Origin of the sequence: Vibrio chemaguriensis (assembly GCF_012275705.1) — a bacterium.
GTDB classification, from domain to species: Bacteria; Pseudomonadota; Gammaproteobacteria; order Enterobacterales; family Vibrionaceae; genus Vibrio; species Vibrio diabolicus.
Genome location: NZ_SHOE01000003.1, coordinates 52,992 through 68,278 on the forward strand (window position 1 = coordinate 52,992; position 15,287 = coordinate 68,278).

General features: G+C 46.5%; 12 protein-coding genes. 11 read left to right on the forward strand and 1 reads right to left on the reverse strand.

Annotated features, from left to right (window positions below; all coding sequences use genetic code 11):
- Positions 1–29 precede the first annotated feature (29 nt).
- Positions 30–416 carry a MerR family transcriptional regulator gene (locus EX191_RS04370; RefSeq protein WP_193447210.1) on the reverse strand — a complete coding sequence of 129 codons (387 nt, stop codon included), beginning with the start codon at positions 414–416 and terminating at the stop codon, positions 30–32.
- Positions 417–625: 209 nt separating this feature from the next.
- On the opposite strand from EX191_RS04370, the gene EX191_RS04375 reads away from it, so the two are divergent.
- The 11 genes from EX191_RS04375 to betA all read left to right on the forward strand — a co-directional run bounded on the left by EX191_RS04375 (position 626) and on the right by betA (position 15,251).
- Positions 626–1,804 (forward strand): thiolase family protein, encoded by a 1,179-nt coding sequence (locus EX191_RS04375; RefSeq protein WP_193447211.1) that lies wholly within the window; start codon positions 626–628, stop codon positions 1,802–1,804.
- A 70-nt stretch (positions 1,805–1,874) separates the two neighbouring features.
- The gene (locus EX191_RS04380; RefSeq protein WP_029798081.1) at positions 1,875–3,368 is read left to right on the forward strand and encodes a CoA-acylating methylmalonate-semialdehyde dehydrogenase; all 1,494 of its coding nucleotides are present in this window, start codon (positions 1,875–1,877) and stop codon (positions 3,366–3,368) included.
- A 95-nt stretch (positions 3,369–3,463) separates the two neighbouring features.
- Entirely contained in the window at positions 3,464–4,618 is a 1,155-nt protein-coding gene (locus EX191_RS04385; protein WP_193447212.1) for an acyl-CoA dehydrogenase family protein, read from the forward strand.
- Between the two features lie 49 nt (positions 4,619–4,667).
- Entirely contained in the window at positions 4,668–5,444 is a 777-nt protein-coding gene (locus EX191_RS04390) for an enoyl-CoA hydratase (protein WP_193447213.1), read from the forward strand.
- Positions 5,445–5,454: 10 nt separating this feature from the next.
- Complete coding sequence (locus tag EX191_RS04395) at positions 5,455–6,585, forward strand: enoyl-CoA hydratase/isomerase family protein (RefSeq protein ID WP_193447214.1); 1,131 nt, start codon at positions 5,455–5,457, stop codon at positions 6,583–6,585.
- Positions 6,586–6,603: 18 nt separating this feature from the next.
- Positions 6,604–7,500: a 3-hydroxyisobutyrate dehydrogenase gene (gene mmsB / locus EX191_RS04400; RefSeq protein WP_047008234.1), complete on the forward strand. Its 897-nt coding sequence runs from the start codon at positions 6,604–6,606 to the stop codon at positions 7,498–7,500.
- A 9-nt stretch (positions 7,501–7,509) separates the two neighbouring features.
- Positions 7,510–8,268, forward strand: a complete 759-nt coding sequence (locus tag EX191_RS04405; RefSeq protein WP_085344422.1) for an SDR family oxidoreductase — start codon at positions 7,510–7,512, stop codon at positions 8,266–8,268.
- A gap of 456 nt (positions 8,269–8,724) precedes the next feature.
- Positions 8,725–10,746 carry a diguanylate cyclase gene (locus EX191_RS04410; protein WP_414718282.1) on the forward strand — a complete coding sequence of 674 codons (2,022 nt, stop codon included), beginning with the start codon at positions 8,725–8,727 and terminating at the stop codon, positions 10,744–10,746.
- A 530-nt stretch (positions 10,747–11,276) separates the two neighbouring features.
- The gene (gene betI, locus EX191_RS04415; RefSeq protein WP_005392557.1) at positions 11,277–11,876 is read left to right on the forward strand and encodes a transcriptional regulator BetI; all 600 of its coding nucleotides are present in this window, start codon (positions 11,277–11,279) and stop codon (positions 11,874–11,876) included.
- A gap of 18 nt (positions 11,877–11,894) precedes the next feature.
- Entirely contained in the window at positions 11,895–13,355 is a 1,461-nt protein-coding gene (gene betB / locus EX191_RS04420; RefSeq protein ID WP_170892909.1) for a betaine-aldehyde dehydrogenase, read from the forward strand.
- 180 nt (positions 13,356–13,535) lie between these two features.
- Complete coding sequence (gene betA, locus EX191_RS04425) at positions 13,536–15,251, forward strand: choline dehydrogenase (RefSeq protein WP_109169863.1); 1,716 nt, start codon at positions 13,536–13,538, stop codon at positions 15,249–15,251.
- Positions 15,252–15,287 lie beyond the last annotated feature (36 nt).

The window sequence follows — 15,287 nt, forward strand, 5'->3', positions numbered from 1 at the left end:
TACGTCACCTACATCCCAGAGTTGAGGTGTTAGGTGACTTTTTCGCCTTTCATGGATCTCAGTGTGTTTTGGCATCGCAACTGCGCAGCATTTAACTCCATCATTACCGCTTGAATGTCGTTTGCTTGCTGTTGCAATGCTGCCTTCTTCTCTTCGATCAACCGAATCATATAGTTCAACTGCTCAATACTTTGATCGGTATCGTAGAGTTCAAATAACTCTTTGATATCTGCAAGAGAAAAGCCCAATCGCTTACCTCGCAAAATCAGTTTTAGTCGAATTCGATCACGACCATTGTAGATTCGAGTGTTGCCTTTACGTTCTGGAGTTAGGAGACCTAAATCTTCGTAGAAGCGAATGCTTCGAGTAGTAATGTCGAACTCTTTCGCGAGCTCGCTGATCTTAAATGTGTTCATTCCTTAACCTTACGACTTTCGTATAACATTCACATGAATATACAATTCGTTAACGTTAAAGTAAACAAACAACATCCACTCTTGAGCCTTGATATCACTCGCATTTACTCGAAATCAAAGAATCACTCGAACAAACAATAACCTCAAACTTGACGTTAACGTAAATGTTAGTATAGTTATGACGTAAACGTCAACAAAAGGTTAATGGAATGAAAAATGAAACATGGATTGTTGCCGCCAAGCGAACGCCTATCGGCTCTTTTCAAGGTGCATTAGCTTCAACCGATGTCACGGAACTCGGTGCGAAAGCCATCCAAGGGGCACTAGCCGAAAGCCAACTCGATGTGCAAAAAATAGACGAAGTGTTGATGGGATGCGTTTTACCCGCCGGCGTGGGGCAAGCGCCAGCAAGACAAGCAAGTCTTAAAGCAGAAATGCCACAATCGATTGGTTGTACGACACTGAACAAAGTCTGTGGCTCGGGTATGAAAACCGTGATGCTGGCCCATGATCTTATTCAATCTGGTAATGCGCATGCGGTTATCGCTGGTGGTATGGAAAACATGTCGTCTTCTCCTTATCTATTAAAGAAAGCGCGTGATGGTTTCCGTTTAGGTCACGAGCAAGTGCTTGATCACATGTTTTATGACGGTTTGCAGGATGCTTACCAAGGCGAATTGATGGGTGTCTTTGCCGAACAAACCGCGCAAAAGTATCAGTTCAGCCGTGAAAGTATGGATATCTGGGCGCAGCAGTCGGTGACTCGTGCGCAGCAAGCGATTGAGCAAGGTTTGTTCAAAGAAGAGATCGTGCCTGTTAACGTAAAAAGTCGACGCGACGAAACCTTGGTGGTAGACGATGAGCAACCGAGTAAACTCGACGTCAATAAAATTCCCACCTTACGACCTGCGTTTGCCAAAGATGGCGGCGTAACGGCAGCCAACTCAAGTTCTATTTCTGATGGTGCATCGGCAATGGTATTGGTTGATAGTGAATTTGGCCGTCAGGAAAACGTTCAACCTCTAGCCAAAATTGTCGCGTACAGCACGCATGCAAGACAGCCTGATGAGTTCACCATCGCACCCGTATTCGCGATTGAAACGCTGCTGGAAAAAACGGGCTGGGACAAATCAGACGTGGACCTTTGGGAAATCAATGAAGCCTTTGCCGTTGTCGCTCAATACGCGGTGAAAGCACTCGAATTGGACGAGAGCAAAGTGAACCCTCGCGGCGGCGCTTGTGCGTTGGGGCATCCAATTGGTGCGAGTGGTAACCGAATCCTCGTGACTTTGATTCACGCTCTTAAACAAACAGGCGGTAAACGTGGCGTTGCATCGCTTTGTATTGGTGGCGGCGAGGCTACCGCCATCGCGATTGAAATCTGCTAATTCATTCTCAACAAAGTTTCACTTACATAACAGTAGTCAGTAACAAGCTGAAAAATACAAGGATGTCATCATGACAGAACAAGTAAAGCAGTATATCGGTGGTGAATTTGCCATCTCCGACTCAAAACAATGGCTAGATGTAACTAACCCGGCAACCAACGAAGTGATTGCGCAAGTGCCTTGTGCCACGGAATCAGAAATGAATGCGGCGATTGCTAGCGCAACGGAAACGTTCAAGCGTTGGAAAGAAGTCGCTGCGCCGGAGCGTGCAAGATTGATGCTGCGCTACCAACACTTGCTAAAAGAGCAACACGATGAGTTGGCGATACTGCTTTCAAGTGAGACAGGCAAAACTCTTGCGGATGCAAAGGGTGACATTTGGCGTGGGATTGAAGTGGTGGAACAAGCGGCGAACATTTGTAGCTCAATGATGGGTGAAACGGTGGAAAACGTCGCAACCAATATTGATGGTTACTCTTACATTCAACCGCTCGGTGTTTGTGCTGGCATCACACCGTTTAACTTTCCTGCGATGATTCCATTGTGGATGTTCCCAATGGCGATCGCTTGTGGCAACACCTTTATTCTAAAACCTTCGGAACAAGTTCCGCTGACTGCAATGAAATTGGCAGAGCTATTTGAACAAGCAGGCGCCCCGAAAGGTGTTTTGCAAATTGTTCACGGCACCAAAGAGCAAGTCGACCGCATTCTGACTGATCCAGTCGTTCGTGCGATCTCTTTTGTTGGCTCAGTGCCAGTTGGTGAGTACATCTACAAAACGGGTACGGACAACCTAAAGCGCGTGCAGTCATTTGCGGGTGCGAAGAACCACATGGTCATCATGCCAGATGCAAACAAGCAGCAAGTCATCAATAACCTAGTTGGCGCGTCAGTCGGTGCCGCAGGCCAACGCTGTATGGCGATTTCGGTGGCAGTATTTGTCGGCGAAACCAAAGAGTGGATTCCAGAGCTTAAAGAGGCGTTAGCTCAAGTTCAGCCAGGGGCGTGGGACGATGAAACCGCCGGTTATGGCCCACTGATTAGCCCGCAAGCGAAGCAGCGCGTGGTGAATCTGATTAATGAAGGTAAAGCGTCTGGCGCGAACTGTGTTCTGGATGGGACAGATTGCCAAGTACCTGGCTTCCCGAACGGTAACTGGGTCGGTCCAACACTGTTTACCAATGTGACGACAGACATGTCGATTTATCAGGAAGAGATTTTCGGGCCTGTACTGTTAACTATGGAAGTGGATGACCTAGATGAAGCTATTGAACTGATCAATGCAAACCGCTTTGGTAATGGTACGTCTATTTTCACGGCGAACGGCGCTGCCGCGAGAAAGTATCAGCACAATATCGAAGTGGGTAACGTAGGTATTAACGTGCCGATTCCAGTGCCATTGCCGTTCTTCTCATTCACGGGTTGGAAAGGCAGCTTCTACGGCGATCTGCATGCTTACGGTAAACAAGCGGTTCGCTTCTACACCGAAACGAAAACCGTCACTGCGCGTTGGTTTGAAGATGACATTCCAAGCGGTCCAAACATGACTATTCAACTTAGCTAATTACTGGATTAACGATACCTCTAGCCAAGCCCTTCAACCCTTTAGAGGGCTTGGATCGGATAAAAATGCAACGAATTAGACCTTAGGACTTCAAGATGGATTTTGAATTAAACGAAGAGCAACTCGCGTTTGCCGAAGTAGCAAAGCAGTTTGCAGACCAAATGTTAGCGCCGCACGCGGCCGAGTGGGATGAAAACCATCACTTCCCTAAAGATGTACTGCGTCAAGCAGGTGAACTTGGCTTTTTGAGCATCTATACGCCGCCAGAGCATGGTGGTTTGGGATTGTCTCGTTTGGATGCGGCGATCATTTTCGAGCAGTTGGCCATGGGTTGTACCGCGACGACGGCGTTCATGACCATTCACAACATGGCGACGTGGATGATCACCAGCTTTGCCAAAGCGGAAGTGGCGCAGCAATTTAGCGCGGATTTAATTTCGGGTGAAAAGCTCGCTTCCTACTGTTTAACCGAGCCCAATGCAGGCTCTGACGCCGCTTCTCTAACTACTAGCGCAGTGCGTGATGGTGATGAGTTTGTCTTGAATGGCGCAAAAGTGTTTATCTCGGGCGCGGGTGATACAGATGTTCTCGTCGTGATGGCGCGTTCGTGCGGCGAAGGGGCGGGTGGCGTTTCTGCGTTCGTCGTTCCTGCTGACATCGAAGGCATTAGCTACGGTAAAAAAGAAGCCAAAATGGGTTGGAACTGCCAACCAACGCGCATGATCACCTTCGAAAATGTCCGCGTTCCGGCTGACTATCTGTTGGGTGAAGAGGGAGGAGGCTTTAAGTTCGCCATGCTTGGCCTTGATGGTGGTCGAATCAATATCGCTACTTGTTCCGTCGGTACTGCGCAACAAGCACTGAACGAAGCCAAGCAATACATGAACGAACGCAAACAGTTCGGCCGTTCACTGGCGCAATTTCAAGCGTTGCAGTTCAAGCTTGCTGATATGGCGACTGAGCTGGTCGCTGCGCGTCAAATGGTGCGACTCGCTGCCGCTAAACTGGACGCGAAACACGCAGAAAAAAGCGCCTACTGCGCAATGGCGAAACGCTTTGCAACGGATGTGGGTTTTAAGGTGTGTGATCAGGCGCTGCAAATCCATGGCGGCTATGGCTACATCAAAGAATATCCTGTTGAGCGCCATTTCCGAGACGTTCGTGTTCACCAAATTCTTGAAGGCACCAACGAAATCATGCGTCTGATCGTCGCAAGACGATTACTAACGGAAGGCGTTGAACTGCTCTAGAAAGCGAGACACAGCCTTACCTAAAGAAATTAAAAAGGACTGAAAGATTATGACGGCACAAATCAAATTGGAGCGCGAAGCGCATATCGCCAAACTCACGATTAGTAATCCGCCAGCGAACACTTGGACGCTTGAATCCCTAAATCAGCTCAAAGAGTTGGCGACTGAACTCAGTAATGATCGCTCTATTTATGCGTTGGTACTGACGGGCGAAGGCGAGAAATTCTTTTCTGCTGGAGCGGATCTCAACAACTTTGCATCGGGTGATAAATCACAAGCAGCAGACATGGCGTTCGCATTTGGTGAAACGTTTGAAGCGCTTTCTGCATTCGATGGGGTTTCTATCGCAGCGATTAATGGCTATGCGATGGGCGGCGGTCTGGAAGTGGCGATGGCGTGTGACATTCGTATCGCAGAAGAACAAGTACAAATGGCACTTCCTGAAGCATCGGTAGGTTTGTTGCCGTGTGCGGGAGGGACACAAAACCTGACCGCGTTGGTAGGTGAAGGTTGGGCGAAGCGTATGATTCTATGTGGCGAACGAGTGACGGCCGAGCGAGCGGAAAAAATTGGTTTAGTCGAAGAGGTGGTGGCGAAAGGTCAAGCACTCGAAGCGGCTATGGAACTAGCGCAGCGTGTTGCAGGTCAATCACCGAAATCTGTGTCAGCGTGCAAAACGCTCATTCAAGGTCGACGCAGCCAAACTCACGTGGCTGGATTGGTTTTAGAGCGTGAACTGTTCTTGCAGTTGTTCAATACACAAGATCAGACTGAGGGTGTAAACGCCTTCTTGCAAAAGCGTAAGCCACAATGGACAAACAGCTAGCGGAGGCCAAATGACAGGTACAGTAAATGTTTCAAAACTTGAGTGCGCTGATGGCTCTGTCATTGGTGTGTTGGAGCTTGATAATCCAGCCGCCCTTAACGCGCTGAGTTACGTAATGATTGAGAAGTTGTACAAACAGCTTAATGAATGGCAAACGGACGACAGCATCGTCGCGGTATTCTTGCATGCTCAAGGTGAAAAAGCGTTTTGTGCTGGTGGTGATATTCAAGCGATCTACCGTGCTTTAGAGAACAAAGAGCAAGACTTTGATTCTGCGTTTTCAGCGATGGAAACCTTCTTTGACCTCGAATATCGCTGTGATCATCTTATTCACACTTATCCAAAACCGATCATCGCGTGGGGGCATGGTTATCTGATGGGCGGCGGTGTGGGCTTATTTATGGGCGCAAGTCATCGCGTAGCAGAAACCACCACACGCTTTGCGATGCCAGAGATCAAGATCGGCCTTTACCCAGACGTAGGCGCGACGTACTTCCTAAATCAGCTGCCAAAACACTTGGCACTTTTCCTGAGTTTGACGGCTTGCCAAATCAACGCGACAGACATGAAAGCGTTGGGGTTAAGCCAATGGATTGCAAAGCCAGAAAGCAAACAAGCACTGTTGGATCTGCTCGCATCGGTAAGTTGGAAAGGTGAAGCGAACATCAACGAAAAAATCGCCACTACGCTACGTTCGGTACAAGTGGACGAGCCAAGCGAAGGGATGTTGATGCCATATGCGGGATTGATTGAGCAGCTTTGTTCGGGTGATTTAGATTCGATTGTTCGCGCAATCAGCAGTGCCGACGTTGATGATAAGTGGTTCATCAATGCGCAAAAAGCATTGAATTATGGCAGTCCGTTGTCGCTCAATATCACTTATCAGCAGCTAACGCAGTATCAAAACCTCTCTTTGAAAGCGTGTTTTGATATGGAATTTAATCTGACGTTACGTTGCGGCTTAGAAGGTGATTTTAGAGAAGGGGTTCGTGCGCTGATTATCGATAAAACCAATCAACCGACTTGGCAACATCGCACGGTTTCTGACGTAACGCCACAAGTTTTGGAACGCTTCTTCGCGCCAATTGATTCAGCAGAATACCCACTGACCGCATCCTCGGTTACCACTGTGGCACTTTAGACAAGGAAGAAATACGACATGGATAAAATTGCATTTATTGGCCTTGGCAACATGGGCGCGCCTATGGCTAAGAACCTACTCACAGCGGGCTTGAACGTCGAAGTGTATGATTTGAATCCAAACGCTGTAGCAGAACTTACCGCACTTGGTGCGTCGAGTGCAGATTCGGTAAAACAAGCCGTTCAAGGTGCGAGCGTGGTGGTCACCATGCTACCTGCTAGCCAACACGTTCAAAGTGTTTATCTTGGTCAAGACGGGATATTAGATAGCGTAGATTCTGGAACGCTGCTAATCGACTCTTCGACCATCGATCCAGCGACCGCTCGTTTGGTTGGCGAAAAGGCGCTGCAGCTTGGCATCAGCTTTGTTGATGCACCGGTGTCTGGCGGGGTTGCGGGCGCAGCAGCAGGCACGTTGACCTTTATTGTTGGCGGCTCACAAGAGAACTTTGTTCAAGCCAAGGTGGTGCTTAGCCGCATGGGCAAAAACATTTTCCATGCAGGGGATGCCGGAGCCGGTCAGGTGGCGAAGATCTGCAATAACATGATGTTGGGCATTTTGATGAGCGGCACTTGTGAAGCACTCAATTTAGGCATGGAAAACGGACTCGATCCCAAAGTGCTGTCTGACATCATGCTGCAAAGTTCAGGCCGTAACTGGGCGCTAGAGCTTTACAACCCGTGCCCAGGTGTGATGGAAAACACGCCTGCAAGCAATGGTTATCAGGGCGGCTTTATGAGTCACTTAATGGCGAAAGATCTCGGTCTTGCGATGGAAGCGGCGGTTGCCAGTCAAACATCAACACCAATGGGCAGCTTGGCTCGTAACCTGTTTAATTTTCACAACGGTCAGGGCAACGGACAAAAAGATTTTTCAAGCTTGTTTGAGTTCTACCAAAAGCAAAATCAGGCCTAAGGAGTGCTTATGGATCTAGCAAATAAGGTTATTGCGATCACAGGGGCCGGGCAGGGGCTTGGTAAACAAATGGCGCTGTCGCTAGCGGAAAGCGGTGTTCACCTTGCGCTTATAGACCTCAATTCAGACCAACTGGCTGAAACGAAAGCGGAGTGTGAATCTTTCGGCGTCACTACTCGTTTTTATGTAGCGAACGTGACGGAAGAACAAGAAGTGTGCGCTGCTTTTGAGCAAATTGAAGCGGATTTCAAACAGCTCAATGGCGTGATCAATAACGCAGGCATTATGCGCGATGGCATGTTCATCAAAGTTAAAGATGGTCAGGTTAACGCGATGTCGCTGGAACAATTTCGGTCTGTTATGGATGTGAATGTGACAGGCACTTTTCTTTGTGGCCGCGAAGCAAGCAAGGTAATGCTGAACACCGACAGTAAAGGCGTGTTGATCAACATATCGAGCGTCGCGCGTGCGGGGAATATTGGTCAAACTAACTATTCTGCATCCAAAGCGGCGGTAGCCACCATGGCGACGGTGTGGGCGAAAGAGTTAGGGCGTTTCGGAATTCGCTCAGTAGCGATTGCTCCGGGTGTCATCAAGACTGCCATGACGGACCAAATAAAACCTGAAGCGATGGAGCGTTTAGTCAAAATGATTCCTGTCGGACGCTTAGGTCTTGCTGATGAAATTTCTTCGACCATCAAATACGTGTTAACCAATGAGTTCGTGACTGGAAGAGTATTCGAAGTCGATGGCGGAATGCGAATGTAGCCCCTCCTCATATTAAAAAGGGGAGCGAGCTTGATTGTCCGCTTCCTTCCTCCTTTCTTATATTGTTTCTATCGATAATTTTTAATGGATGTTTTAGCAACGGCTGCTGTACCGATTACATTTACAACTCTTTTGTATTTTTGGTATGAATAAGTTCTCTCGTGTTAATTTTTATGTAAATGCATTAATTCACAATCAAGACAATTATTTGTCTCATTGATGAGATTTTGCTTCTTGGGGTATGAAAAACACTCTTATTGATTATATTGTGACCGAAAACCATTTCGACATCTAAAGATGGTGATTTATTATTCAGCGCAAAATACATGGGAATATGAGGCTGGCTGAATAACCTTCAGCTACCTTAATAATAAAATAACCAGAATTCTCTATTACACTGAAGTAACTACCCATTAGGGAAGAGCAATAATGTCACTATTTCATTCGCTTAGGACGATGCCACTACTATTGGGGTGTCTGTGTCTTTCTATTCAGGCATCCGCAGAAAAGGTTGAACAAGAAGGTAAGTTTTTACAGTCGCTAGAAGGCATTGAAAATCAAATTTACGCATTACCTCAGAGCTCTTTGGCTTTGATTGAGGCGTTAGAAGAAGACTCTCTACTACAAAATCAACCAACAGAGCTACTGGTACGTTATTGGCTTGCAAAGTCCACGGTTCTAGAGCTACTTGGGCGCGCGGAAGAGAGCCAAAACGTCGCACAAAAAGGGTTGGAACTTGTGCGTCCACAAAGCCATGAGTATCTCTTGTTTAAGTTGATTCTGATGCGAACTATGGTCGGAAAGAGCGATATCGATACCGCGCTGTCTTCGTTGGATAGTTTGTTGGAAACATCGCGTGAAAATGGCGATAAGCAGCTCGAGTCGGAGATCCTGTTGCTAAAAGGACGTTACTACGATGAGCAGGGCGAGTTTAAAAAATCCTATGCCGCAATTATGTCGTCAATGGATGCGGCTGAGTCCTCTGGCGTTCAAGGATTGGTCGAACGGGCGGCGCTAGAACTTGGTGACGTACTGGTCAAAATTCAGGGCTATGACCGTTCAGAAGCATTGTTGGAACAAGCGTACCGTTATTTTAGGGATAGACGCATGTCGTTCAATGAGCTGCTGAACGTCTTAACGATAGCAAAGCTTCATAAGGCACAGTTCCAATACGAAGAGGCGATTGTATCGTATCAGAGAGCGCTAAAGCTCGCGCAAATCATCGGTGGCGGGCGCTTTAGGTTTCGAGTTAACCTCGAGCTTGCTGCTTTATACCGTGAGACGAACCAAGAAAATAAGATGGTTCGCCACTTAAAGCTGGCGGAGAACTTACAATATAGAGAAACCTCTAGCGCCTACTTAGCGACATTTAAGCTGTTGCAAGCCGAATATATGCTAGAACAGAAGCAGTTTGAGACACTTCTAGCGATGATCGCGCCTATGTTGCCGGAAATTATCGAGAGCCGATATGTTAAGCAACAGCAAATGGAACTACTCAAAGTGGCTGCCATGGCCTACGCGGGAAGCAATGACTTTAAATTAGCGTATAAAACTTACGGCAACTATCACGATAAATTCATCCAATTTAGCAACCAAAGAGAAGTTGAAAATCTTGAGCGCCAGCAGACGTTATTTGAGTTGGAACGACTTGAATATGAGAACGAAGATCTCAACTGGAACAACGTGTTGCAGCGTATGGAACTGGAAAATAACCGTCGTACCTTTTATCTATTGGGTGAAGCGCTACTAGCACTCATTGGTGTTCTCTTTATGATGGCAGTGGTATTCCTTGTTGTGAATCGATCACGTTTAAGAATGCGCCGCCTAGCAAAGACAGATACGTTGACAGGGTTATTCAATCGCCGTTTTTTAGAAGATTGGTTCACTAAACCCGTAGAGACGAAACGTGAACGCAAAGAAAAGCCGACGCCTCAATCTAAGCAAGAAAAGGTGCAGCATTTTGTGTCTGAGCAAGTCGAGCAAGTTAAGTACGGCTACCTAGCTTTAAACAAATGGGTGGATAGCAAACTCGATAAACAGAAAATGGTGCCAAAGAAGCCGCAGTCGGGGCCGGTAAGTTTAGCGCTAATCGATGTAGATTATTTTAAACAGGTGAATGATACCTATGGGCATGTGTTCGGTGATGCCGTACTAACAGGCGTTGCCAAAGTGCTAGAAGAGACGGTGCGTGAAAATGACATTGTTGCACGCTTTGGTGGTGAGGAGTTTGTTGTTGTGATGCCCAATACCGATCATGAAGACTCTCTCATTACCGCTGAACGATTACGTAGCGCTTTATCCTTACATGGGTTCGTCACGGAACAGAATGAAGAAGTGAGAGTGACCTGTAGTTTTGGTGTTGTGACGACTGAAGATAGTGAGATGAATTTTAAATCACTCTGTGATCAGGCAGATAAATTACTTTATCAAGCTAAAGCGGATGGACGTAACTGCGTGAAAGGGAGCAAGCTGACCTAATAAAATCAAGAATGCAGGCTCATCAAACGGTGAGCCTGAACTCATCCTTCCTACTGATTACTTCAAAATCGCTTAGCTTAAGAGTATCGAATTACATACTCATAGCGTTCAGTATTTTCTACTCGTTTTATCTCCCACATTTTCAAAGTACTAATGTCACTTGTGTATACGAAGCTATAACACACGAGTATGTCTGTTTTTTATACAAACAAAGCCGATACAGGTGAAATGATTAGTGGTCGATGTAAAATTTTTCTGGTGTGGATTTTTGTGGCACGAAAAACAATTCTCTGAAAGGTGTGTTAAAAATTGATGCTTCAATAAGTTATTGGTTTGTTTGTGTTTTTATTTGGATTTTTAAACACATCTTTGACTTTTACGACAAGTTATCGCATAGAAATTTTGCGTACACCATCAACTTTCCTTCCTTTGTTAATAACCTTTTTCTTAAAAAATGATTTGAGTTCGAACTAATTTTCAGGCATTTTATATTTAACTAACCGTTCAATTAAAAATAACAAGGACGCAAAATGCCAAAGGTGGGGATGCCTGAAATCAGAAAACCACAGCTGGTGAAAGCGACAATGTCAGTGATTGATAGAGTCGGTTTACACGCTGCTAGTATTTCGTTGATCAGTAAAGAAGCAGGTGTATCAACGGGAATTATCAATCACTATTTTGGTGGTAAGCATGGGTTGTTGGAGGAAACGATGCGAGAGATCTTGCGTCAGCTTTCGTCCACTATCACACAGAAGTTACGTGAGCTGCCAAGCGATGCTCATCACCAAAGAATTAATGCCATCATTGACGGTAACTTTGTCGGCTATCAGGCAGAAAACCAAGTTGCGAAGACTTGGCTAGCGTTCTGGTCGTACTCAATGCATGACGAGCAGCTTAAGCGTTTGCAGCGTGTCAATGAACGACGTTTATTGTCCCACCTAAGAAAAGAACTCAAAGCATTATTAAATGCAGAGCAGGCCGAACTGGTTGCTCATGGTATTGCGTCACTTATCGATGGTATTTGGCTGCGCGGAACGCTCAACCCGCAAGGCATTGATGCAGAAAGAGCGAGAATCATCATCAACGATTATCTCGACAAACAACTTACGTTTTATTCTGAAAAAATATAAAAGTCACAGGTCTTCAAAATGGAAATGAAAGCACACTATATCAATGGTGCGATGTACAACGGGTGTTCAGATGAGCACTTCACCACTTACAATCCGGCGAATGGTGAGCCATTGGCCAACATTAAACAAGCGAACCAAGACGATCTCGAAGCGGCGATTGAGTCGGCAAAGAAAGGTTTTGCTGCATGGTCAGCAATGACTGCGATCGAGCGTAGCCGTATTTTACACAAAGCCGTTGCCATTTTACGTGAGCGTAATGACGAGCTGGCTGCATTGGAAGTGGCAGATACTGGTAAGCCAATTCAAGAAGCTATCGCGGTTGATATAACAACAGGTGCCGATGTTCTTGAGTACTATGCGGGTCTTGCTCCAAGCTTGCAAGGTGAACAGCAGCCACTCAGCGAAGACCAGTTTTTCTACACACGTCGCGAGCCATTGGGCATTTGCGCAGGTATTGGCGCTTGGAATTATCCAATCCAAATAGCGATGTGGAAATCGGCGCCAGCACTGGCTGCGGGCAACGCTATGATCTTCAAACCATCAGAAGAAACACCATTAACAGCGCTTAAGCTAGCAGAAATTTATTCAGAAGCGGGCATGCCAGATGGCGTATTTAATGTCGTACAAGGGGATTACCGAGTAGGGCAGATGCTAACGGCGCATCCTGACATCGCAAAAGTATCGTTCACGGGCGAATCAGGCACCGGTAAAGTCGTCATGAGTGACAGCGCTAAGACACTAAAACAAGTAACGATGGAGCTGGGTGGTAAGTCTCCACTGATTATTTTTGATGATGCAAAGTTAAACGATGCCGTTTCTGCGGCCATGGTGGCGAACTTCTACACGCAAGGTGAAGTTTGTACGCACGGTACACGCGTGTTTGTTCATGAAGGTATTTATGATGACTTTATCGCACAACTTAAAGCTCGAACTGAATTGTTAGTTGTCGGCGATCCGCTTGATGAGAACACGCAAATTGGCGCGCTGATCTCTAAAGATCATGAATCGAAAGTACTAGGAGCGATTGAAGCCGCGAAAGCGAGTGGCGCGACGTTACTGACTGGTGGCTACAAAGTAACAGAGAATGGCTTAGCCAATGGTAACTTTGTTGCTCCAACCGTATTTGTCGATTGCGATGATGACATGAGCCACGTTCAGCAAGAAATCTTTGGTCCGGTAATGTCAGTGCTGAAATTCCGTGATGAGTCGGAAGTGATTGCGCGTGCAAATGGCACCGATTATGGCTTGGCTGCAGGCGTATTTACTCAAAACCTATCTCGTGCCCACCGCGTGATTCATCAAATTCAAGCTGGTATTTGTTGGGTGAATACATGGGGCGACTCACCTGCGGAAATGCCAGTTGGTGGCTACAAACAATCAGGTGTTGGCCGTGAAAACGGTGTCGAAACCCTTAAACATTACACGCAAACGAAGAGTGTTCTGGTTCAGCTAAGCGACTTCGAAAGCCCTTACAAATGATACCAATCGTAGTAGATAACTGACCACTTTAGCTTGTTAAAATGCTCGATAACTGCGTTGTCAATTTTGATTGTAGGCTAACTACTTATCGAAAATTTCCGCCTTGTTCTCAAGCATTTTTCCTACGCTAATTTCGTTCACTTATCTACTGTGATTGGTATTAACTCCTAGGAGAATCAAATGCAACAACACTACGATTATATCATCGTCGGTGCGGGTTCGGCCGGCTGTGTGTTAGCGGATCGCTTAAGTGAAAGTGGTCAATATTCGGTCCTATTACTCGAAGCGGGTGGGTCGGATAAAAGTATTTTTATCCAAATGCCGACGGCGCTTTCTTACCCGATGAACACTGAAAAATACGCGTGGCAGTTTGAGACAGTTGAAGAGCAAGGGTTGGATGGCCGTCAACTTCATTGTCCTCGCGGGAAAGTTCTGGGCGGTAGTTCGTCGATCAACGGCATGGTTTACGTTCGTGGACACGCTTGTGACTTTGACCAGTGGGAAGAGGAAGGAGCTAAAGGCTGGAATTATCAATCGTGTTTGCCTTATTTCCGTAAAGCAGAGTCTTGGGTCGGTGGCGCAGATGAATACCGAGGCGATAATGGCCCAGTCGGCACATGTAACGGCAACGATATGAAGCTCAATCCGCTGTACCAAGCTTTTATTGATGCAGGTAAAGAAGCGGGCTACCCAGAAACAAAAGATTACAACGGTTATCAGCAAGAGGGCTTTGGCCCAATGCATATGACCGTTGACAAAGGCGTACGCGCTTCAACCTCTAATGCATACTTAAGCCGTGCTAAAAAACGCAAAAACTTCACCCTAATGAAGCGAGTGACGGTTCATCGCGTTTTACTAGAAGAAACAGGCGCAGAAGGCAAGAAAGCGGTTGGTGTTGAATTCGAAAAGTCAGGTTCAGTTCAGCAATGTTTTGCGAACCATGAAGTGGTTTCGAGTGCTGGCTCGGTAGGCTCGGTGCAGCTACTACAACTTTCAGGCATTGGCCCTAAAGCAGTATTAGAAAAAGCGGGCATTGAGGTGAAACATCCGTTGGAAGGGGTAGGTAAAAACCTGCAAGATCACTTAGAAGTGTACTTCCAATATCACTGTAAGCAACCTATCACACTCAACAGCAAATTAGGTTTGGTGAGCAAGGGCTTGATTGGCACTGAGTGGATATTAACTCGCAAAGGCCTTGGGGCTACTAACCACTTTGAATCATGTGCGTTTATCCGGTCTCGTGAGGGACTAAAGTGGCCAAATATTCAATATCACTTTTTGCCAGCGGCAATGCGTTATGACGGACAAGCTGCTTTTGACGGTCATGGTTTCCAAGTACATGTTGGACCTAACAAGCCCGAAAGTCGCGGTTCGGTCGAAGTTGTCTCTGCTAATCCGAATGATAAGCCGAAGATTGAGTTTAACTATATTTCCACTGAACAAGATAAGCAGGATTGGCGTGATTGTATTCGCCTTACTCGCGAGATCCTCAATCAGCCAGCCATGGATGAGTTTCGTGGTGATGAGATCCAGCCGGGTCTGAATATCACAACGGATGAGCAAATTGATGAATGGGTGAAGCAGAATGTCGAGAGTGCTTACCATCCATCTTGTACCTGCAAAATGGGCGCAGACAATGACCCATTAGCGGTTTTGAATGAGCGATGCCAAGTACGCGGTATTCAAGGCTTACGTGTGGTGGACTCTTCTATTTTCCCAACCATTCCGAACGGTAATTTAAATGCGCCAACTATTATGGTGGCAGAACGCGCCGCGGACATGATTTTGGATAACGCCCTGGAAACGTCGAACAACGCACCAGTTTGGATTGCACCGAACTGGCAAGAGATGCAACGAATGCATCCGCCAAAAAGAGATCTCGATTCGATCTCATAAAAACGAAAAAGTCAGTAATCATTACAAGGAATTCAA